The sequence below is a fragment of the Staphylococcus sp. KUGN1 genome, from assembly GCF_045984185.1.
Classification (GTDB): domain Bacteria; phylum Bacillota; class Bacilli; order Staphylococcales; family Staphylococcaceae; genus Staphylococcus; species Staphylococcus warneri_A.
The window spans coordinates 1-201 of sequence record NZ_JBJQIL010000046.1 but is presented as its reverse complement, the minus strand read 5'-3'; the positions used below and the strand labels follow the sequence as shown (position 1 = coordinate 201).

The following is a 201-nucleotide window of genomic DNA, read 5'->3' as shown; positions in this document are numbered from 1 at the left end:
TTGATGCACTATCTGATGTACTTACTGAGTTTGAGTCAGATACGCTTGTGCTTGTTGATGCACTATCTGATGTACTTACTGAGTTTGAGTCAGATACGCTTGTGCTTGTTGATGCACTATCTGATGTGCTTACTGACGTTGAATCACTTGCGCTTACTGACGTTGAATCACTTGCGCTTACTGATGTTGAATCAGATGCAC

Annotated in this window: 1 protein-coding gene; it reads left to right on the top strand. The window is 41.8% G+C overall.

What is annotated here, in order from left to right; translation table 11 throughout:
• A partial coding sequence (locus tag ACJQQZ_RS12640; RefSeq protein WP_408023182.1) for a hypothetical protein occupies positions 1 to 201 on the top strand: 201 nt, incomplete at both ends.